Consider the following 19,150-nt stretch of genomic DNA (forward strand, 5'->3'; position numbering starts at 1 on the left):
ATGAGCGCAATTCAATATGAAAAAAATGCAGATGGCATTGTCATTCTAACAATGGATTCTCCAAACCAATCTGCCAACACCATGAATGCTGATTTCCGTGTGGCTTTAGAAAATGTTGTTTCAAAACTTAAATCTGAAACTGACCTCAAAGGTGTGATTTATCGTTCTGCAAAAAAGACATTCTTTGCTGGCGGTGATCTGGATGAACTCATTGAAGCAACACCAGAGCATGCGACTGAATTCTTTAACATGACTGCAAAACTCAAAGATGATCTACGTGCAATTGATACTTTGGGAGTACCTGTCGTTGCTGCGATTAACGGAACTGCTTTAGGTGGTGGTTGGGAAATTGCGTTAAGTTGTCATTATCGTATTGCTCTAAACGATCCTAAAATCAAATTAGGTCTGCCTGAGGTGACGCTTGGCTTATTACCTGGCGGTGGTGGTGTCGTACGGATGGTACGACTACTCGGATTGCAAAACGCTTTTCCATTTCTGATGGAAGGTAAGCAATTTGGGGTGGATAAAGCAAAATCTCTCGGTTTAGTCAATGAGCTTGCTGAGAATGAGCAAGACATGCTCGACAAAGCCATTGCTTGGATTAAGGCGAATCCGAAATCACAACAGCCTTATGATGTAAAAGGCTATAAGATTCCTGGGGGAGATCCAAAAACACCGGCTGTTGCGCAAATTCTTGCTATTGCACCTGCCATGTTAAGAGATAAAACCAAAGGATGCTACCCTGCACCAGAAGCAATCATGGCTGCTGCTGTAGAAGGGGCACAAGTTGATGTAGATACAGCTTTCCGTATTGAAAATCGTTATTTCACTTACCTTGCAACAGGGCAAGTGGCGAAAAATATGATCGGTACATTCTGGCATGGTTTAAATGCAATCAAAGCTGGCGCAAGTCGCCCTAAAGATATTGCAAAATGGCAGGCGACCAAAGTTGGTGTGTTAGGTGCAGGCATGATGGGTGCAGGTATTGCCTATTCAACAGCGATCAAAGGAATACAAGTTGTTCTGAAAGATGTATCTGTTGAAAATGCTGAAAAAGGCAAAGCATATAGCCAAAAACTTTTGGATAAGCGTGTCTCACAGGGGCGTATGACGGCTGAAAAACGTGATCAAGTTTTAAGTTTGATTACAGCAACCGCTTCTGCAGAAGATTTAAAAGGCTGTGATTTGATTATCGAAGCTGTTTTTGAAAATCAAGATTTGAAAGCCAAAGTGACTCAAGAAGCTGAACAGTTCTTGGTTGATGGTGGTGTGATGGCTTCAAATACTTCAACATTACCGATTACGGGTTTAGCCAAAGCTTCTAAAGATGATACTCATTTTATCGGTCTGCATTTCTTCAGCCCAGTCGATAAAATGCAATTGGTGGAAATCATCAAAGGTAAGAATACTTCTGCTGAAACTTTAGCAAAAGCCTATGACTATGTGCAGCAAATTGGTAAAACGCCTATTGTTGTCAATGATAGTCGTGGTTTCTTTACCAGTCGTGTCTTTGGCACATTTGTACAAGAGGGTTTACGTCTATTGCATGAAGGTGTCCATCCAGCACGCATTGAAATGGCTGCATTGAAAGCAGGTATGCCAGTGGGTCCACTTGCCATTCAGGATGAAGTTGCATTAACGCTTTCTGAACATGTGGCGAAAGAAACCCGTAAAGCACTGCAAGCAGAAGGTAAAGATTTACCACTTTCAGGTGCAGATGATGTGATTGAAACCATGATTCATACCTTTGAGCGTAAGGGTAAAGCAGCAGGTGCAGGTTTTTATGAATACCCAGAAGGTGGGAAGAAGCATTTATGGGAGGGTCTAAGCCACTGGAAGAAAGATGTAGTTATTTCTGAGCAAGAAATGATAGATCGCTTCCTGTTTGTTCAGGCATTGGACACTTTACGTTGCTATGAAGAAAATGTTTTGGAATCTGTAATTGATGCCAATATTGGTTCGATTTTTGGAATAGGCTTTGCGCCGTGGACAGGAGGTGCGATCCAATTCCTCAACCAATATGGTCTGGAAAAAGCATTGGCTCGCGCAAACGCATTAGAAGCAAAGTATGGTGAGCGTTTTAAAGCACCACAGAAATTGATAGACCAGATTCCAGTAGGGAAAATTATCTGATCAATTGATCTCGTTGAAAAATAGGGCAATTGCCCTATTTTTTTATTATCTTATTTTGATTAAATACTATACATTTGTGACACTTTTCTTCAATATAATGCGCGAAACCATTTTTACGATTTGCGATCAATCAGATTGCTATATGTGGAAAAATAGCAATAATCAAAATATCGACTAAAGTCTAATATTTCCCTTATAAAAAAGGATTGGGAATTCACATGGATTTAATACAAAGCAACGGTCAGCCACGTTATGGACGCTTTAAAGAAGTGCCCAGCAAAATTAATGTTCATGATTATGTCTATAAAACACCCTATGGAAAAACATTAACAGGCTGGCGCAAGCATTTAAAATATAAAAAGTTTAAATTTTGTGGTATTCAGCACGAACAATATTCAATTGGGATTGCAATAGCAGATATTGGTTGGGCTGGACACGGTTTCATCTATATATATGATCATACCAATCAAGAGGTTTTAGAGTGGAATGCCAATACCATTTTAGGACGTGGTACTTCACTTGATGAACAACCTCTATATAGCCAAAGCCATTTTAGTAAGTCGCCGTTTGAATTCGAAATGCAACATGCCAATGGGGTGCGTTATATTCGTGCAACCCGTCATGGTGAGGAGCAGTTAAAAGCACGAATATTTTGTGCTGGTACTGAACCTTTAAGCCTATGTAGTCCTAATGGCATCAATGGCTGGACCTATACTCAAAAGAAAACAACATTGGCTGTGGAGGGGTTTTTTGTTGATAAGCATAAAGAATTGATTCATTTCAATGATCAATCACTGGCTTCTTTAGATGATACCTGTGGCTTTTTAAGACCTGAAACGGCTTGGTTTTGGCTTTCTTGTAATTTTTGGGATCAGCAAGGTCAACGTATTGGTTTAAACCTTGCATCAGGTGTAAATGAAAGTTTTGGTAATGAAAACTGCCTTTGGGTCAATGGTGTACTCTATGCAGTTGCGGATGTATTGTTTGAAAAAATAGATACCAATGTATGGTCAGTACGTTCCCTAGATCAGAAACTCAATCTTCACATAGAAACGGGTTGGCGTAGATTTGAGAATTTAAACCTACGTTTGGTGGGGAGTCAATTTAGCCAATGGCAATCACGCATCAGTGGTAGCATCGAATCAGAAACAGGTGAAACCATTCAGCTTAATCAAGAATATGGTTTGCTTGAACAGCATTATGCAAAATGGTAAGACTTCGTTTCGGAATTAAAATATTGGATTGAGCGTTCAGGACAAAAAAAGCAACATAAGAAGGGTTTGGATAAAATCTTATGTTGCCGAAAAAGAAATTGATCAGCTAGGGGGGTAATTATTTCAATGTCTTATTGAGCTGCTTGCCAAAACGCTTCACCCGCTTCAATTGGATCATTGGTTTCAGCCAAAGTATCTACCCAGACTTGATATTGTCGGATCACAGGGTGCTGACTCGGATGAAAATCGGCTTTAAACCAATCTAGGTATTGCTGACGCATGGCAGATAATTTTCCAGACTTACCAAAGAACCAAGGAATACCTTTGAGTGCAAATTTGGCGCGTTGTAAGCGGCTAAAGCCGTCATGTTTTAACATCACATTGGCACGATAAAAAGTGAAACCAAACATTTGTAATGTTACAAAAGCCAGCGCGAATTTACGCAGATTCTCTGACACTTCGCCCACTTCTTTCATCACATCAAAAGCCACATCACGATGCTCCATTTCTTCAATTGAGTGCCAAGCAAAGAGTGCGCGTACAAAGGGATGTACATCAGCTAAAGTTTCTTTATGACTATAAAAAGTTTCTGCCATAAGTGCGGTGAGGTGTTCTGCTGCAGCTGTCATGGCAATGTTGTATTGCTTAGAGCGATGTTTGAGGATGTACTCAAAATGTTCACCCATAAACTGAACAAACTGATCTACAGGCATACCTTGGCGTTGCATTTCCTGATTCATTTTGTCATGGGCTAGACCGTGTTGTGCTTCTTGCTTAATGAAATCTGTTACGCGTTGTTGTAAATCTGGATCGGTGATTTTATCGCGAAGTGCTCGTACACTTTGGATGAAATAGCGTTCACCGACAGGAAAAGTCAGGCTAAGTGCATCAAACATACGTGTTCGGAAAGGGTCGTTGTCGAACCAAAAACGTGGAACTTCATTTAATCTAAAATCTAGATTCGTTCGGACTACAGGATCAACTTGGTGTTGTACATATGCATTCATTATTTTATTCTCACATTTACCCATCAACAAAGGTGTAGCATAAGCAGACTTATAAACCTGCTTGCCAAAATGCTTCACCTGCTTGAATTGGATCATTGGTGGCAGCCATGGTGTCGACCCAAACTTGATATTGGCGAATCACTGGATGTTGGCTAGGGTGGAAATCTTTTTTAAACCAATCCAAATATTCACTTCTCATTGCTGAAAGAATACCTTGCTTTCCAAAGAACCAGGGTAAGCCTTGAGCCGCCATCTTGATTCGTTCTAGACGGCTGAAACCATCATGCTTCAACATGATATTGGCTCGGTACAGCGTGAAGTTGAACATCATGATTGTGGTAAACGCCAAAGCGAAACGGCGTAAATGATCTGGAACTTCCCCCACTTGTTGCATCACATCAAAGGCCACATCTCGATGTTCCATTTCCTCAATAGAGTGCCATGCTAACAAAGCGCGAACATAAGGATGTGCTTCAGCTAAAGTTGCTTTATGACGATAAAAAGTTTCTGCCATAAGTGCGGTTAAGTGTTCCGCTGCAGCTGTCATAGCGATGTTGTACTGTGGAGAACGTTGGCTGAGTTCAAATTTAAATATTTTCTGTAGAAGCTGAATAAAACGATCAACAGGCATTCCTTGGTCTTTCATGACTTGGTTCATTTTGTCATGTGCCATGCCATGTTGAGCCTCTTGACGAATAAAGTCAGCAACCCGTTGTTGTAAATCTGGATCAGTGATTTTATTGCGAAATAAACGAACACTTTCAATAAAGTAGCGCTCTCCATCTGGAAAGGTTAGGCTCAAAGCATCAAATAAACGTGTACGGAATGGATCTCCGCCAAACCAAAAGCGAGGAACGTCTTCAAGCTTGAAATCGAGCTTGGTGCGAACGACTGGGTCCACCTGATATTTAACTAATGCATTCATTTTGTTTTACTTGCATTGCTTTCGATGATTTCAGTATGTCGGGAAATTGCAGCTTTGTTTTGACAGATATTGCCAATTTTTATACATTTTATGACAGAATGAAAATTTAGAATGTCAAATTGGTTGATATGTAGAATTGAAAGAGTGCAAGGATATGCAAGAGCTTCAGATTCCGAACGGCTATTTCCATCTCTGGCAGATGTACTTGGCTGAACGAAACGTGGATGTTACCACGCTTGATTTTTTGCAAGCAGATGAAAAACAACATTTGCTAAGTATCCTGTCATTACCTATTGATACACAATCGGCTTATTTATTCTTTCACCAATTGATTGAAAAAACCAAACAGGCTTTCGATTGCCCACAAATTGTTTTTGAAATGGCGGAATATGTTCGACCAGAACATTTTGGAGTGCTGGGTTATATGGCATCCCGAAGTACTACCGTTGCCGAGGCATTACAAAATATTATGCGCTTTAGTCGCTTGGTGATTGATGGTGATGAAGTAATTCCCATGCAGATGCAACAAAAAGGGCAGTATGTTCATTTAATTTGGCCATTTCACCATGATAAATATATTTTAATTAATGAATTTACCAATGCGCTGATGATGCATCTTGCACGGAAAATCGTACCCCCAAATCAATTTCCCCTACAAGCAGTATACTTTGCACACGCCCCACAGATGGCACTCTATCATTATCAAAAGTTCTATGCTTGCGAGGTGCTATTCAATCAACCTCACTATAGTTTTGTATTGCGTATGGAAGGCTTGGAACTGAAGATACAACAAGCTGACCCATCTTTGATGCAGCTCTTAGTCAAGCAGGCAGAAGAAGCGATCGCAGCGAAACCTCGCTATAAAACCATTGCCCAGCAATTGCATATTATCGTGGCGGAGTATTTAAAACTCAAAGAACAAGCGCCAAAGATTGAGGATGTTGCACAGGAACTGCATATTTCGACACGTACTTTACAAAGGCAACTCAGTGACTTAGACACTTCTTTTAAAAAAATTGTTGAAAGTGAACGGATGAAACGATGTGAATTTTTACTGAGTGGTGACATACAACTTTCTGAAATTGCAATGCGTTTAGGTTATTCGGATCAGTCCGCTTTAGCCCGAGCCTATAAAGCATATAGTGGGCAAACGTTGTTAGAAAAAAAGCAAGATTTAAAGTCTTCATAAATGCTTTGCAAAAATTAACTTAGACAATATGGTGGTAGGCTAAGTTAATTCTTTCATGCCTATTATTTATGAATTCTATTTTAATTTTGGAAATCTAAATGCGATAGCCAAAACTGCAAATATTGCCAATACCCAGCAGTAATAAATGGAGCTGATGAGTTCCACAGGTGAAAGTTTAGCAATTGAACATGCGAGTAGAAGTTGTGCACCATAGGGAATAATGCCTTGGATCACACATGAAAAAATATCCATGAATGCAGCAGCACGTTTGGGGTCTACACCATATTCTTTGGCAACTTCTCGTGCCATATCACCAGATAAGATAATTGCCACAGTATTGTTGGCAACGAATAAATTCGAGAAAATCACCAAAAAGCTAATACCAATTTCACCTGCACGTTGTCGACCAATATTAAATCGTCGGGTTGCAGAATAAATCCGTTGAATTAACCACTCTAAACCACCTTCCTTTTGCATAATGGCAGAAAGTCCACCTAAAAACATGGAAAGTAGCGCAACCTCAAACATTCCCACAAATCCGTCATAAATTGCGTTATTTAATTTGAGTAAATCCAATTCAGGCTTTGCAACCAGACCGATTAAGACAGAAAGGACAATACCAATCGTCAACACAGCAAGCACGTGTAAGCGGGTAAAAGCCAAAAAGAAAACAGCCAAATAAGGCACAATCAACCATAAGTTATAGCTTTTATACTCAATGAGTTGAGATTGGTGACTGGTCAAAAAATAAATCATGATGGTGATGATTGCAGCAGGAAGTGCAATCCAAATGTTGACCCGAAATTTGTCGCGTAGCTCTACATTTAAACTTCTCGTTGCCGCAATGGTGGTATCTGAAATCATCGATAGATTATCACCAAACATTGCACCACTAACCACTGCACCTATGGCATAAATGGGCTGAATCGCTGTGGCTTGGGAGAATCCAAAAGCAATCGGAGCACAAGCTGCAATTGTGCCCATTGATGTGCCCATTGCAGTTGCAATAAAAGCTGAAATCACAAACAGCATGGGCAAGACAAATGTCGGTGGAATGATGGATAAACCAAATTGAACAGTTGAATCCACACTTCCAATGCTACTGGTCACACTTGCAAATGCGCCAGCCAACATGAAAACCATAAACATGAGGATCAAATTTGGATGGCTTGCACCATTTAAAAATGCTTCAATTGCTGAGTTTATTTTTCCTTTATACAGCAAAATCGCCAATATAATCGCAGGCAACGCTGCGATCGGGGCTTTGACTTGATAAAAAGCAAATTCAGTACCAATGATGGTATGGTAAATACCGCTACCTAAAAAAATGGCTAAAAATACAATAAGTGGTAATAGCGCAAGCGCACTGGCTTGCACTTTAGCCTGTGGGAGTGTGGTCATAAGAGGAGATAAAAAATCAGAATCCCGCGTAGTATAAACAGCTTTTGCAATTTCTGAAAAATGATTGTGTATCTTCTAGAAGTGCTTTTTTTACCCTATAGTTATGATTTATTTTTATTTTTTAAAAAATATGTGGGATTTTTATTATATTAAAAATAGGTAACTTTGATCATTGTCCTCATTTTGAAAATAGCGCTAAATGTACATATGGGTTGTTTTATTATTTGTCATATAAAACAAGATACGTTTGAGCGACTATGTGACTCTATCCTTTGAGTAAAAAATAGCGTTACAATGCAGTGTCTTGTATTTATACATTTGGATGATGGAAGATAATAAGTCAATGAATTTTAAATTCATCTCAGTTGTCTGATCATCTAAAAACTCCTCAAGTTTGAACAATTCAAGGAATGTACAATCCTATGTCACGTTTAGCCACTCGTTTTGCACAACTTAAATCTCAACAGCGTAAGGCTTTGGTTTCTTATGTGATGGCGGGCGATCCACAACCACATGTAACGGTACCATTGTTGCATCAGATGGTTGAAGCAGGCGTAGATGTTGTAGAACTTGGATTACCATTTTCCGACCCGATGGCAGATGGTCCTGTAATCGCACTTGCAGCAGAGCGTGCTCTGGCTGCCGGCACCAACACACTTGATGCTTTGAATATGGTCAAAGCGTTTCGTCAAAAAGACACCACTACACCTGTTGTTTTAATGGGATATTTAAATCCTGTTGAAGTCATTGGATATGAAAAGTTTGTGGCTTATGCCCATGAATGTGGCGTAGATGGCGTGTTGCTTGTGGACTTACCTCCAGAAGAAGCAAAAACATTAGATGACGTATTGCAAAAATACGATATGGATCAAATCTTTTTGCTCGCACCAACCTCTACTGAACAGCGTATTCAACATGTAGTAAATCAAGCCCGTGGTTTTATTTACTATGTGTCTCTAAAAGGTGTCACTGGTGCTGCAACATTAGACACAACTGAAGTCGCAACACGTATCCAAAAAATTAAAACCTTTACCGATATTCCTGTTGGTGTAGGTTTTGGAATCAGTGATGCTGCTTCTGCTAAAGCTGTTGGTCAAGTTGCAGATGCTGTGATTGTTGGAAGTGCTTTTGTCAAACCTTTTGCAAATCTTGCACCAGAACAAGCTGTTGAAGCAGCAGTGAATAAAGTCAAGGAGCTTCGAGCGGCGCTCGATGAGTTAGTATGAATCAAGAAGTGAAATCAGGGAAAATCCTCAGCGCAATTACGCCGTGGACAGATCGTAAAGTTCCAGGCATTGATGTGCCTGATCAACAACAAACACTCAAAGCGACGTTTACTGAACCAACCATTGAGTGCCCTGAATGTCATGCACTCGTGACTCGTACAGCGATGTCTTTTAATGCTTATGTTTGTCCGTCATGTGATGAACATTTGAAAATGAAAGCACGTGATCGTTTGAACTGGTTCTTTGATCAGGTTAACAATGAACTTGGTCAAGAATTTGTTGCTAAAGACCCGTTACATTTTGTCGACAGTAGACCTTATCCAGCGCGTTTAAAAGAAGCGCAGGATAAAACAGGTGAAACTGAAGCACTGGTCGCCATGCAAGGGCAGTTGAAAAATATTTCAATGGTGGCTTGTGCTTTTGAATTCGACTTTATGGCTGGATCAATGGGTACTGTCGTGGGCGATCGCTTTGTGCAGGCTGCTGAAAAAGCCATTAAAGACAAACAGCCATTAATCTGTTTTGCAGCTTCTGGCGGTGCACGTATGCAAGAAGGCATGTTGTCGCTTATGCAAATGGCGCGTACTTCAGCTGCGGTTCAAAAAATGAAAGATGCACATCTACCTTATATCGTGGTGTTAACACATCCAGTTTATGGTGGTGTTACTGCGTCTTTGGCAATGTTGGGCGATGTACAAATTGCAGAACCTAAAGCGATGATTGGCTTTGCTGGTAAGCGCGTTATCGAACAAACCGTACGTGAGAAACTTGAAGAACCGTTCCAACGCGCGGAATTCTTGCTTGATCATGGGGTGGTCGATCAAATTGTTCATCGTCATGCATTACGTGATACTGTATATCGTATTGTAGCGAAACTGATGAACTTGCCTTGAACAACGAAACAGCACCTTTAAATACTGATAAATTACAAACATGGCTCGATTATTGGAGCCATGTTCACGTTACAGGAATTGATTTAGGCTTAGAGCGAGTCATTCCTGTAGCTGAACAACTCGAAATCATGCGCCCCTCAGCAAAAGTGATCACTGTTGCTGGCACTAATGGTAAAGGATCAACCACAACCACCCTCGCTGCCATACTCAATGCGCAAGGTTTGAATGTAGGTCTATATCAATCCCCACATATTTACAGATTCAATGAACGTGTCAAATTGGCTGGTCAGGAAGTTGATGATCAAACTCTGATTGATGCTTTTGTTCAAGTTGATCAAGCACGTCGTATCTGCAATTTATCATTATCCTTTTTTGAAGCAACCACACTGGCAGCATTTGTTATTTTTAAACAGAAACAATGTGATGTTTGGGTGCTTGAAGTAGGGTTAGGTGGACGTTTAGATGTGGTCAATGTGATTGACCCAGATCTCGCTGTGATTACCAATATTGGTTTAGATCATACCGACTGGTTGGGCGATACGATTGAAAAAATTGCTTTTGAAAAAGCAGGAATTATTCGTCCAAATATTCCTGTCGTCTTTGGTGGCTTACAAGCAATGCCACAAGCGATTCAGGACAAAGCACAACAATGTAATGCTCAGCTATATGCTGTAAATCGTGATTATTTTTATCAGCTATCTGGAGATGGTCAGACTTGGAACTTTGCAAGTTCAGGTACGACTTTGAAATTTCCAACAGGGAAGCTTGCTTTAGAAAATATTTCTACTGCTGTCGCCACAGTTTTACTCAGTGATTTAAATGTTTCGCAACAGGCAATTGCTCAGGGAATCAAAAAGGCACAATTGGCTGGTCGTTTTGAAATTAGAAAAATACAAGATAAAACAGTCATCTTTGATGCGGGACATAATCCGCATGGTGTTGAATTTTTGTTAAAGCAATTGCGAAAATTCTTAGAATACAATAAACAGTACACAGAAGTTGTCTCTATTTTTTCAATGTTGTCTGACAAAGATATAGATTCTGTGGTCAAGTTGTTGAAAAATACTGTCTTAAAGTGGAAAATTGCTCCATTAACTGTGCCTCGTGCAGCATCAATGGAACAGTTGCACACTGCATTGCAGAATGAGACAGTTGAACAGTTTGATTGTGTACAAGCCGCATTTCAATCAGCGCTTGCAGAAACCAATAATAATCAGCTGATTTTGGTGTGTGGTTCGTTCCATACCTTAGAAGCGGTCTGGGAGTATTTAGAAGAATGTCAATGAATAACAAACAACGCTGGATGGGCGGTGTTGTTTTATTAAGTGGTGGTGTTCTATTGGCGGCATTGCTTCTAAAAGGTAAAGAAGAAATCCACCAAAGACAGGCTGAAACACAACCTGCAAGTCAAACTCAGCCAAACAAAACTACGCCTGCAGGCGAGGCTGTACAATTACAACCATTGACTGTGGATGTTGCAACAGAAAAACGTCTGTTGGAAGAACAAAAGCGTGCTCGTGAAAAAGCTGTGGCTGAACAAGAAGCCAAGGCTGCTGAGTTTTTACGTATGCAACAACAGGCAGAGGCTGATGCTGCACGTAAAGCTGCTGAAGAATATGCTGCTGCAAATGCAAGACGTGGTGCAGCAGCGGCAGCACAAGAGGGTGCAGATATTCCTCCTGAGCTGGTGCAAGATGAAAAAGCCAAAGCGCAACAGAAAGCAACTGAACAGAAGCAGCTTGAGCAACAAAATGCACAGTTGAAACAGAAAGCCGAAGCTGAAAAAAAGCTCGCTGAGCAGAAGCGACAAGCTACCGCAGAAGCAGAGCGTAAAGCAGCTGAAGAGAAAAAACGTAAGCTAGAAGAACAACAGAAAGCTGACGAGAAACGCAAAGTAGAAGCTGAAAAGAAAGCCGCTGCTGAGAAAAAACAAGCTGAAGAGAAGAAAGTAGAAGCTGAGAAAAAGCGTAAAGCTGAGGAAGCTAAAAAGAAAGTTGAGGCAGAAAAAGCACGCGATTTACTGGAAAATGGTGATAAACAATGGATGGTACAAGTTGCACTTGCAGCCAATGAAGCTAATGCAGATGCAGTCGCTGCAAAGCTCCGTGCCAAAGGGTATAAAGTCACCAAAAGCCCAACCTCGAAAGGTATTCGTATCATGGTTGGACCATCTAAAGATCGAGAGTCTGCTGATGCATCACGTAAAAAGATCAATGCTGATGCAAGTTTAGGCATGAAATCCGCTTGGGTGATCGAATGGGTTCCTTTGGATCGCCGTTAAGAGCTGATGTTAAGTGCTATAGATTAGGTCGCTAAAGATGGATTCGTGAGTTGCTCACGGATCCATTTTATATTTTCAGGGGTAAAAAGTTTTTCAATATTGCTCCAAATTGGATGAAAACCATAACCACCATGTTTCATTTCTTTTAATGCATCATCGACTGACCAATTCTCAAAAATAATACGATACATGGCAACACTTGCACCCGTACGATCTGAGCCGTGATAACAGTGAATAAGAATCTTTTGCTGCTTTTTCTTAGCTGTTTGAATCGTTTTCATGACTTGAAGTAAATCATCACGATCGATTGCCCAAGTGTTGATTGGAATATGTACCAATTGAAAATCTTGTTGTGCCAAAACAGTTTTATCTCTATCACGGCTCCTTAGATTGATGACCACAGCAATATCATGCTTTTTTAAGGCAGGAATAATCTCTGTGCTGGGCTGTTCACTACGGAAAACACTGTCACTGATACGATAAAAATTATGCTGTTTATTCACCACAGTGCCCCATTGCTGTGGGCGTTGGTGATCAGGAAGTGCTGATGTCGTCATACAGCCCACAAACTGTAAACTTAAGCTGACTAAGACGGTAGAGGCGAGTAATTTCAATTTCATGATTATTTTACAAGGTAGCGGTCAAGTTCAACGGGATCATGCGCACAAATTATTTCGATGCGTGGCTCATTGTGTGCCAAACGTTGGATTTCAGAAAGTGTTTTTAAGCGAGCTGTATTATTCTCTGCAAATAAACGTTCCAGCTTATCCAGGAGCGGAAGTTTATGATTTGGATCTAATTCCAAATGGCTGTAATAGGCATCACCACAGAAGAATACCCATCCATTGTGTTGTTTAATCGCAATACCACAGTGTCCAGTGGTATGTCCCAGTAATGGAATCAATAAGATTTCATCATTAAACATATGAAAACCTTGAACCTTGTGAAAACTAAACCAAGATTCTCCATTCTTTGGCTCAAGAAAGTTCCAGTGACGATGATTTTTAAATTGTTGTGGGCGATAACGTAATTTATTCATCATCGAGAGTTTCTGAGCTGCATTATATTCACTGGATAGAATATGAATCGTGGCTTGAGGAAAGTCTGAAATTCCTCCAGCATGATCTAGGTCTAAATGACTGACCAAAATGTGTTTGACATCAGAAGGTTGAAAGCCGAGTTGTTGAATTTGTGCAAGTGCGGTTAATGTAAAATCAAATTGAATAGCACTGACCTTTGAAAATAACTTGCCTAGGCGTGCTTGAGGGTGAAGATAATCTTGAGTACCAAAACCAGTATCAATTAGGACCAATCCCTTATCCGTTTCAACCAAAAGACAATGACAGACCATTTTGGCATGTAAGCCCTTTTGCCCATAAATGGGTGCACAGATTGGACACATCGTTCCACAATGTAAATGATGAATGTTGTATATCATAATGATGCTTTGTTTTTAGGATTGTGCTTTGTTTATAAACTGAATTGGAAAAAATACCAATCTAAAAATACAATTGTTGTGTAATTGATATCGGGTAAATCACAGCCCATGCAGTGGATTTTTTTAGCGGTTATAGCTTGAAACAGTAAAGTCTTTATTTCTCTATGTTGAAAAATATCAATTTTACTTTTAATCGACATGGTCTTGTTACTGGGGATTTGAATGCTTTTTCCCAAAGTTTCTATTCATCATTGATAACTTTGAGTTTGATTTGTTGCTTATGTTAGATTTGATTAATGCAAAGTGTTTTTGTATATCATATTAAATTTGTTAAGTATTTATATTTTTTTCAAGGCAATATTCGATAATTAAATAACAAATTTCTCTTAAACATACATTTCGAGTTTTAAACTGCAAGGCTAAGCGTTTTAGTTCATTGGTTGTTGAAAACAATTGAAAACTTTGGGCTAGAGGATTTTCAACTAAAGACACAGATTGCATGCTCACTTGTGCTTCAGGTGTCCAAGGCTCTTCAACAAATAAAATTTGATCATTTTGAAGATTATTCATATTCAATAAGGTGGTGAATAGATCCATAGCATCTTACTTCTATCAAGCCTTGATTTTTTAGGATTACTGATCAATGGTTAAGTGGAATCTAGCGCTTATTCAAAAGCGCTGACATCGCCCACACCACGGCGAACGATTTCTGGATTTACACCAGAAAGGTCGACAATACTGGTGGTGGTTAAAGTTCCCAAGCCACTGTCAATAAATACATCAATGCGTTTTTCCAATAATTGTTCAATATCGTAGGGATCATCCATTGGTGCATCTTGACCAGGTAAGATCAAGGTGCTTGTCAGTAAGGGTTCTCCCAACTCCTTTAACAGCATTTGACAGACAGGATTACTTGGAACACGTAGACCAATGGTTTTTTTCTTTGGATGCATTAAGCGACGCGGTACTTCACTGGTTGCAGGTAAAATATACGTGGTGACTGCAGGTGTATTGGCTTTAAGTAGTCGATACATTGCATTGTCTACTTTGGCATAAGTGGCGATATCTGATAAGTCAGCACAAATAATGGCGTATTGATGTTTGGCACCTAAGCCACGAATCTGAGCAATACGTTCCATCGCATTCTTATTTCCAATCTGACAGCCTATGGCATAAGCCGCATCTGTTGGATAGACCACAACATCACCTGCTCGAATTCTTTCTACAGCTTGACTAATTAAACGTGGTTGAGGATTGTCAGGATGTACTCTTAAATGCAGCATATTTATTCTCCTGATTTATTATCTATTGATATATGGTATTGAAAATAAATGGTTAAGAACACCATTATTTGTAATTTTATTTGAACTCATTCATATTTTAATAATATTAGAACGATGGCTCAGGTATTTTAGCTTTTGAATATGACATTCACTAAAATCTATGTCGATCTAGTGCGAATGAGTGGACTCTGATTACCAATTATATCGCCAGCCATAGGATCAAGATGGCGAAATGATTTGGTAAAGATGTTTGAGTTAACTTATTTTGATTAACTGTCTAAATCATTTCGGTTGAACTCACTGCTTTGTAATGTTTTGCCACCTCGAGTGTATGCACAAATACATTCAATAAAGTATTTTGCATCGCGAGGAAGTTTAGCTTCACCTGAAAAAAAGTGTTGTACCTGAGCATAAACATGATCTTTAAATCTAGCACCATCACCCCCTTCTCCAGTGAGATTATCCAGTGAGACTCGAAACTTTCGTCCAAATGCTTTAGAAAATAGCCATTCTATGGCTTGAGGTTTGATTTCGACTTGTTCAAACAAGACTTGTTGCTCAGCTGTACGTCCATCTGGCGCATACCAATAGCCTAAATCAGGTAACAATCGACGTTGTTCACCTGCAATGGTCCAATGACTAATTTCATGTAAAGCACTATTAAAAAATCCATGTGCAAATTGAATACGTGCAGGCTGGTCTTTTGTTGCAGGAAAATATTCAGGTTCAAAATCACCACGAACAAGTATTACATTTAGGTGGGAAAACCAACGATTAAAGTGTAAGATAAGCCAATCTACTTGCTGGGCTTCTGTTTGCAAATTCTCCCATTGGGAGCGTTGCACATCGGTCACTTCCAATGTGTTTTCAGAGGTTAAGCGGGTGTTAAATTGTAATGAAGTAGTGACTTCAGGTTGCGGCTGCAACTGATGCATGGCTTGTATTACTCAAGAGATCTGTCTAAATAAGTACAAAATTGTATCTTAATCTTTGACAGAGTACCTATGAATTTGTAGAATTGCCGCCTTAATTATGTCAGCAAATACCTTTCCGGCACAGATAGAGCCGTTTAAATGGGCTGAACAAGGCTTTACATGGTCAGGTACACTGCCATTGTCTCGCTTTGTTCGTATTTCCCGTGAAGCTGTTGGATCAATTGATGATCAATTGATCAATATAGACTGTAAGCTATCAATGGATGCGTATCATCGTATCGTATGGTTAGATGGTCATGTAGATACTAAAGTTCCAATGGAATGTCAGCGTTGTCTGGATTCTGTTGAAATTCCTCTGGTTTCTGATTTCCATTTGGCTTTAATAGATGATGAGTCACTGATAGAGCGCTTGGATGAGGATGCTGATTTCATCGTATTAGGTGAAAGTGAAGCAACAACCAAGGGAGATTATTTAACCAATACTCCTGCAACTGTTGATTTACTCGCGCTTTTAGAAGATGAATTGTTATTGTTGATGCCTTTGTCTCCTAAGCATGACGCTTGTGAACATAAGCATCAGCCAGCCGTTCAGGACATTGTTGAAGAAAAACGGGATAACCCGTTTGATGTTTTGGCAAGTTTGAAGGGTAAACTTAACTAAATTTTGTGTTATACTGTTAAGTTAAGACAACCGAATTTGTTCTGATCCATTTTTTCGATTTGTAAGGAGCCATCATGGCCGTTCAGCAAAACCGTAAAAGTCGCTCTCGCCGTGACATGCGCCGTTCACATGACGCTTTAACCGAGAATGCATTAACTGTAGACCAAACTTCAGGTGAAACTCACCGTCGTCACCACGTGACTAAAGATGGTTTCTACCGTGGTCGTCAATTATTCGCTAAAGCAGCTGATGCTGAATAATTGTTGACGCATTAGGCGTAAGCTTAGTGAAAAAATGGGAGCGAAAGCTCCCTTTTTTTGTTTTGTATAAGCGTATTTTTTGTTGTATTTCGCAATTAAATAAATTTTTTTTTTTCTGTAAAATTGCCGCATCGGAAACGATCAAGATTAAATAAGGGACTTTTTATATGTCTGCCAAACGACTCGAACAAGCAGCTCAAGCAACAAAAACTGCATTTTTGTTTCCAGGTCAAGGGTCACAAAAAGTAGGTATGCTTGCTGAACTTGCAGAACAGTTTAGTGGTGTACAAGAAACCTTTGCTGAAGCTTCAGATGCCATTGGTTTTGATTTATGGCACATTGCGCAAAGTGGTGAGGGTTTAGATCAAACTGAAAACACTCAACCTGTACTATTAACAGCCAGTATTGCGCTTTGGCGTGTATGGTTGGATCTTGGTGGTGTTGCACCAAAGTATCTTGCAGGTCATTCATTGGGTGAATACAGCGCCTTGGTTGCTGCAAATGCAATGACATTAGCTGATGCAGTTAAATTGGTCAATCTACGTGGTCAGTTGATGCAATCTGCAGTACCTCAAGGGCAAGGCGCAATGGCTGCGATTCTCGGTTTGGAGGATGCAAAAGTCATTGAACTGTGTGAACAAGCCAATGTGCAAGGGCGTGGCTCAGTTGAAGCGGCAAACTATAATGCACAAGGTCAAGTTGTTATTGCAGGGGATAAGACGCTGGTTGAAGCGGTTATGGTTGCGGCAAAAGAGAATGGTGGCAAAGCGATTGCTTTACCAGTATCCGTACCATCTCATTGTTCGTTGATGAAACCTGCTGCTGAACGGTTTGCAGAGGCTTTGGAACAAACTGCCATTGAGCTTCCAAGTATTCCTGTAATACAAAATGTCAATGCTGAAATTGCCACAGATACCACACAGTTACGTCAGGCGTTAACAGCGCAATTGTACCAATCTGTACAGTGGACCAAAACCATGCAATTCATACAAGATCAAGGTATCCAGTATGTTGCAGAGTGCGGACCTGGTAATGTACTGGCAAATTTGGCAAAACGTTTACCTAATATTGAAAAAGCATTTCCACTTGATACGCAAGCACGTATGGAAGATGCACTGAATGCTATCTTAGTGGCTGAAGGGAAAATTGCATGACACAAGAACGTAAAGTTGCATTAGTGACAGGCGCAAGCAGAGGAATTGGTGCTGCCATCGCTCAACAATTAATTCAAGATGGTTATTTTGTTGTCGGTACAGCAACATCTGAAGCAGGTGCAGAAAAACTTTCTGTGACTTTTGCGGAGCAAGGTGTAGGCGCAGTACTTGATGTACGCGACGGTACAGCCATTGATGCATTGGTATCTGACATTGAACAAAAATATGGTTCAGTGATGATATTGGTCAATAACGCAGGGATTACCAAAGATAATTTATTATTGCGTATGTCTGAAGATGATTGGGATGATATTCTCAACATTCATCTCAAGGCTGTTTTCCGTTTGTCTAAACGTGTATTGAAAGGTATGACCAAAGCTCGCTTTGGACGTATTATCAATATTAGTTCTGTGGTTGCTCATTTTGCTAACCCAGGTCAAGCCAATTATTCAGCGGCAAAAGCAGGTATTGAAGCGTTTAGCCGTAGCCTTGCAAAAGAGATGGGTAGCCGTCAAATTACAGTGAACTGCATTGCTCCAGGTTTTATTGCGACTGAAATGACTGAGCAGTTAAGCGAAGACATTCGTAAAAAAATGAGTGATCAAGTTGCCTTAAACCGCTTTGGTCAACCACAAGACATTGCGGATGCTGTGAGTTTCTTGGCTTCTGACAAAGCTAGTTACATTACAGGCACAGTATTACACGTAAATGGTGGTTTATACATGGCGTAATGCGATGTATAAACTTTGAAAAAAGTAAATATTCAATTAAACTATCAGGCAATTAAAAGCCGCCACAAGCAATGAGGAGAATTCCTGTGAGCGATATCGAACAACGCATTAAACAAGCTGTTGCAGAACAATTAGGTATTAAAGCTGAAGAAATCAAAAACGAAGCATCTTTCATGGATGATTTGGGTGCGGATTCTTTAGACCTAGTAGAACTTGTTATGTCTTTCGAAAATGACTTCGACATCACTATCCCTGATGAAGATTCTAACGAAATCACGACTGTTCAATCAGCAATCGACTATGTAACTAAAAAACTTGGTTAATGTGTTGATTGTATAACACGTCGTTGTTATGCGTAAAAACCACCGTAAAGGTGGTTTTTTTATTGCTGGATATTTTTAAAGATGAAATCAAGCTTA

Annotated in this window: 20 protein-coding genes; 12 read left to right on the forward strand and 8 right to left on the reverse strand. The window is 39.9% G+C overall.

Annotation, left to right across the window (positions count from 1 at the left end):
* Both ACINWC743_RS05485 and ACINWC743_RS05490 read left to right on the forward strand, forming a co-directional pair.
* Positions 1-2,133 (forward strand): 3-hydroxyacyl-CoA dehydrogenase NAD-binding domain-containing protein, encoded by a 2,133-nt coding sequence (locus tag ACINWC743_RS05485; RefSeq protein ID WP_009584683.1) that lies wholly within the window; start codon positions 1-3, stop codon positions 2,131-2,133.
* Positions 2,134-2,351: 218 nt separating this feature from the next.
* Positions 2,352-3,347, forward strand: a complete 996-nt coding sequence (locus tag ACINWC743_RS05490) for a DUF2804 domain-containing protein (RefSeq protein WP_009584690.1) — start codon at positions 2,352-2,354, stop codon at positions 3,345-3,347.
* A 131-nt stretch (positions 3,348-3,478) separates the two neighbouring features.
* On the opposite strand, the gene ACINWC743_RS05495 is transcribed toward ACINWC743_RS05490, so the two are convergent.
* Together ACINWC743_RS05495 and ACINWC743_RS05500 are read right to left on the reverse strand one after the other, a co-directional pair.
* The gene (locus ACINWC743_RS05495; protein ID WP_004830260.1) at positions 3,479-4,354 is read right to left on the reverse strand and encodes a metal-dependent hydrolase; all 876 of its coding nucleotides are present in this window, start codon (positions 4,352-4,354) and stop codon (positions 3,479-3,481) included.
* Positions 4,355-4,403: 49 nt separating this feature from the next.
* Positions 4,404-5,279, reverse strand: a complete 876-nt coding sequence (locus ACINWC743_RS05500) for a metal-dependent hydrolase (RefSeq protein ID WP_009584713.1) — start codon at positions 5,277-5,279, stop codon at positions 4,404-4,406.
* A 154-nt stretch (positions 5,280-5,433) separates the two neighbouring features.
* On the opposite strand from ACINWC743_RS05500, the gene ACINWC743_RS05505 reads away from it, so the two are divergent.
* Entirely contained in the window at positions 5,434-6,468 is a 1,035-nt protein-coding gene (locus tag ACINWC743_RS05505; RefSeq protein ID WP_035300408.1) for an AraC family transcriptional regulator, read from the forward strand.
* A 75-nt stretch (positions 6,469-6,543) separates the two neighbouring features.
* Here ACINWC743_RS05505 and ACINWC743_RS05510 read toward each other — a convergent pair whose 3' ends face one another.
* Positions 6,544-7,869 (reverse strand): Na+/H+ antiporter NhaC family protein, encoded by a 1,326-nt coding sequence (locus ACINWC743_RS05510; protein ID WP_004830257.1) that lies wholly within the window; start codon positions 7,867-7,869, stop codon positions 6,544-6,546.
* Positions 7,870-8,291: 422 nt separating this feature from the next.
* Between ACINWC743_RS05510 and trpA the strand changes: the two genes are divergently transcribed.
* Genes trpA through ACINWC743_RS05530 form a run of 4 tightly spaced genes read left to right on the forward strand, consistent with a single transcriptional unit; the run spans position 8,292 to position 12,269 of the window.
* Positions 8,292-9,095 carry a tryptophan synthase subunit alpha gene (trpA, locus tag ACINWC743_RS05515; RefSeq protein ID WP_005031143.1) on the forward strand — a complete coding sequence of 268 codons (804 nt, stop codon included), beginning with the start codon at positions 8,292-8,294 and terminating at the stop codon, positions 9,093-9,095.
* Positions 9,092-9,988 carry an acetyl-CoA carboxylase, carboxyltransferase subunit beta gene (accD, locus tag ACINWC743_RS05520; protein WP_004830255.1) on the forward strand — a complete coding sequence of 299 codons (897 nt, stop codon included), beginning with the start codon at positions 9,092-9,094 and terminating at the stop codon, positions 9,986-9,988. The genes trpA and accD overlap by 4 nt, the downstream gene beginning before the upstream one ends.
* Entirely contained in the window at positions 9,985-11,274 is a 1,290-nt protein-coding gene (gene folC / locus ACINWC743_RS05525) for a bifunctional tetrahydrofolate synthase/dihydrofolate synthase (protein WP_009584688.1), read from the forward strand. The genes accD and folC overlap by 4 nt, the downstream gene beginning before the upstream one ends.
* On the forward strand, positions 11,265-12,269 hold the full coding sequence (locus ACINWC743_RS05530) for an SPOR domain-containing protein (RefSeq protein ID WP_009584700.1): 1,005 nt from the start codon (positions 11,265-11,267) through the stop codon (positions 12,267-12,269). The genes folC and ACINWC743_RS05530 overlap by 10 nt, the downstream gene beginning before the upstream one ends.
* A gap of 23 nt (positions 12,270-12,292) precedes the next feature.
* Here ACINWC743_RS05530 and ACINWC743_RS05535 read toward each other — a convergent pair whose 3' ends face one another.
* The 5 genes from ACINWC743_RS05535 to ACINWC743_RS05555 all read right to left on the reverse strand — a co-directional run bounded on the left by ACINWC743_RS05535 (position 12,293) and on the right by ACINWC743_RS05555 (position 15,925).
* Positions 12,293-12,889 (reverse strand): dual specificity protein phosphatase family protein, encoded by a 597-nt coding sequence (locus ACINWC743_RS05535; protein WP_009584711.1) that lies wholly within the window; start codon positions 12,887-12,889, stop codon positions 12,293-12,295.
* 2 nt (positions 12,890-12,891) lie between these two features.
* Positions 12,892-13,707 (reverse strand): MBL fold metallo-hydrolase, encoded by an 816-nt coding sequence (locus tag ACINWC743_RS05540; RefSeq protein WP_009584696.1) that lies wholly within the window; start codon positions 13,705-13,707, stop codon positions 12,892-12,894.
* A gap of 330 nt (positions 13,708-14,037) precedes the next feature.
* Positions 14,038-14,304 carry a hypothetical protein gene (locus tag ACINWC743_RS05545; protein WP_009584710.1) on the reverse strand — a complete coding sequence of 89 codons (267 nt, stop codon included), beginning with the start codon at positions 14,302-14,304 and terminating at the stop codon, positions 14,038-14,040.
* Between the two features lie 68 nt (positions 14,305-14,372).
* Complete coding sequence (locus ACINWC743_RS05550; protein ID WP_004830246.1) at positions 14,373-14,990, reverse strand: L-threonylcarbamoyladenylate synthase; 618 nt, start codon at positions 14,988-14,990, stop codon at positions 14,373-14,375.
* Positions 14,991-15,259: 269 nt separating this feature from the next.
* Positions 15,260-15,925, reverse strand: coding sequence for an elongation factor P hydroxylase (locus ACINWC743_RS05555; protein ID WP_009584716.1), 666 nt, complete (start codon positions 15,923-15,925; stop codon positions 15,260-15,262).
* Between the two features lie 97 nt (positions 15,926-16,022).
* On the opposite strand from ACINWC743_RS05555, the gene ACINWC743_RS05560 reads away from it, so the two are divergent.
* The 5 genes from ACINWC743_RS05560 (at position 16,023) to acpP (ending at position 19,054) form a co-directional block, all read left to right on the forward strand.
* Entirely contained in the window at positions 16,023-16,586 is a 564-nt protein-coding gene (locus ACINWC743_RS05560; RefSeq protein WP_005031131.1) for a YceD family protein, read from the forward strand.
* 74 nt (positions 16,587-16,660) lie between these two features.
* Positions 16,661-16,846: a 50S ribosomal protein L32 gene (rpmF, locus tag ACINWC743_RS05565; RefSeq protein ID WP_004830240.1), complete on the forward strand. Its 186-nt coding sequence runs from the start codon at positions 16,661-16,663 to the stop codon at positions 16,844-16,846.
* A 167-nt stretch (positions 16,847-17,013) separates the two neighbouring features.
* The gene (gene fabD / locus ACINWC743_RS05570) at positions 17,014-18,000 is read left to right on the forward strand and encodes an ACP S-malonyltransferase (protein WP_004830238.1); all 987 of its coding nucleotides are present in this window, start codon (positions 17,014-17,016) and stop codon (positions 17,998-18,000) included.
* A complete protein-coding gene (gene fabG / locus ACINWC743_RS05575) occupies positions 17,997-18,731 on the forward strand; it encodes a 3-oxoacyl-ACP reductase FabG (RefSeq protein ID WP_005031128.1) in 735 nt (244 codons plus the stop codon). The genes fabD and fabG overlap by 4 nt, the downstream gene beginning before the upstream one ends.
* A gap of 86 nt (positions 18,732-18,817) precedes the next feature.
* Positions 18,818-19,054, forward strand: a complete 237-nt coding sequence (gene acpP / locus ACINWC743_RS05580) for an acyl carrier protein (protein ID WP_004723957.1) — start codon at positions 18,818-18,820, stop codon at positions 19,052-19,054.
* Positions 19,055-19,150 lie beyond the last annotated feature (96 nt).

Source organism: Acinetobacter sp. WC-743, from assembly GCF_000335555.1.
GTDB lineage: Bacteria > Pseudomonadota > Gammaproteobacteria > Pseudomonadales > Moraxellaceae > Acinetobacter > Acinetobacter bereziniae.

Excerpts from the sequence above, each read along its gene's own strand:
- ACINWC743_RS05530 (WP_009584700.1), top strand. The coding sequence starts at position 11,265 with ATGTCAATGAATAACAAACAACGCTGGATGGGCGGTGTTGTTTTATTA.
- ACINWC743_RS05495 (WP_004830260.1), bottom strand. The coding sequence starts at position 4,354 with ATGAATGCATATGTACAACACCAAGTTGATCCTGTAGTCCGAACGAAT.
- ACINWC743_RS05555 (WP_009584716.1), bottom strand. The coding sequence starts at position 15,925 with ATGCATCAGTTGCAGCCGCAACCTGAAGTCACTACTTCATTACAATTT.
- ACINWC743_RS05500 (WP_009584713.1), bottom strand. The coding sequence starts at position 5,279 with ATGAATGCATTAGTTAAATATCAGGTGGACCCAGTCGTTCGCACCAAG.
- ACINWC743_RS05510 (WP_004830257.1), bottom strand. The coding sequence starts at position 7,869 with ATGACCACACTCCCACAGGCTAAAGTGCAAGCCAGTGCGCTTGCGCTA.
- ACINWC743_RS05540 (WP_009584696.1), bottom strand. The coding sequence starts at position 13,707 with ATGATATACAACATTCATCATTTACATTGTGGAACGATGTGTCCAATC.
- accD (WP_004830255.1), top strand. The coding sequence starts at position 9,092 with ATGAATCAAGAAGTGAAATCAGGGAAAATCCTCAGCGCAATTACGCCG.
- ACINWC743_RS05550 (WP_004830246.1), bottom strand. The coding sequence starts at position 14,990 with ATGCTGCATTTAAGAGTACATCCTGACAATCCTCAACCACGTTTAATT.
- rpmF (WP_004830240.1), top strand. The coding sequence starts at position 16,661 with ATGGCCGTTCAGCAAAACCGTAAAAGTCGCTCTCGCCGTGACATGCGC.
- ACINWC743_RS05505 (WP_035300408.1), top strand. The coding sequence starts at position 5,434 with ATGCAAGAGCTTCAGATTCCGAACGGCTATTTCCATCTCTGGCAGATG.
- ACINWC743_RS05485 (WP_009584683.1), top strand. The coding sequence starts at position 1 with ATGAGCGCAATTCAATATGAAAAAAATGCAGATGGCATTGTCATTCTA.
- fabG (WP_005031128.1), top strand. The coding sequence starts at position 17,997 with ATGACACAAGAACGTAAAGTTGCATTAGTGACAGGCGCAAGCAGAGGA.
- fabD (WP_004830238.1), top strand. The coding sequence starts at position 17,014 with ATGTCTGCCAAACGACTCGAACAAGCAGCTCAAGCAACAAAAACTGCA.
- ACINWC743_RS05545 (WP_009584710.1), bottom strand. The coding sequence starts at position 14,304 with ATGGATCTATTCACCACCTTATTGAATATGAATAATCTTCAAAATGAT.
- trpA (WP_005031143.1), top strand. The coding sequence starts at position 8,292 with ATGTCACGTTTAGCCACTCGTTTTGCACAACTTAAATCTCAACAGCGT.
- ACINWC743_RS05490 (WP_009584690.1), top strand. The coding sequence starts at position 2,352 with ATGGATTTAATACAAAGCAACGGTCAGCCACGTTATGGACGCTTTAAA.
- ACINWC743_RS05560 (WP_005031131.1), top strand. The coding sequence starts at position 16,023 with ATGTCAGCAAATACCTTTCCGGCACAGATAGAGCCGTTTAAATGGGCT.
- ACINWC743_RS05535 (WP_009584711.1), bottom strand. The coding sequence starts at position 12,889 with ATGAAATTGAAATTACTCGCCTCTACCGTCTTAGTCAGCTTAAGTTTA.